The organism is Pseudomonas sp. H26/SER47-MNA-CIBAN-0231, from assembly GCF_040310465.1.
Taxonomy (GTDB): Bacteria; Pseudomonadota; Gammaproteobacteria; order Pseudomonadales; family Pseudomonadaceae; genus Aquipseudomonas; species Aquipseudomonas atacamensis.
The window spans coordinates 1-268 of sequence record NZ_JBEOPW010000093.1 but is presented as its reverse complement, the minus strand read 5'-3'; the positions used below and the strand labels follow the sequence as shown (position 1 = coordinate 268).

Below are 268 nucleotides of genomic sequence, written 5' to 3'. Positions count from 1 at the left end.
CTCCTTGTCCATCTGTTCGGCCAGGCCAGGCCACTGCTCCTGCGGCACGCCATGAAACTGCTTGACGATCAGGCTTTGCAGGCCGCGGGAATAGTCGAGGTTGTAGCTGACAAAGCGCTCGTGAAACAGCTTGATCACCAGGTCCGGTACCAGGTAAATCGCCGCGCTGTAGGAGACGATCGTGACCAGGTACAGGCGGAACAGGATTCTGAACATGGCTTCAGCATTCCCACTCGGAGCGGCTGAACAGGTAGCCCTTGCCCCACAC

1 pseudogene is annotated in these 268 nt (G+C 58.6%); it reads right to left on the bottom strand.

Annotation, left to right across the window (positions count from 1 at the left end):
- Nucleotides 1-216, bottom strand: a pseudogene (locus tag AAEZ10_RS27410) (ATP-binding protein); the annotation flags it as partial.
- Nucleotides 217-268 lie beyond the last annotated feature (52 nt).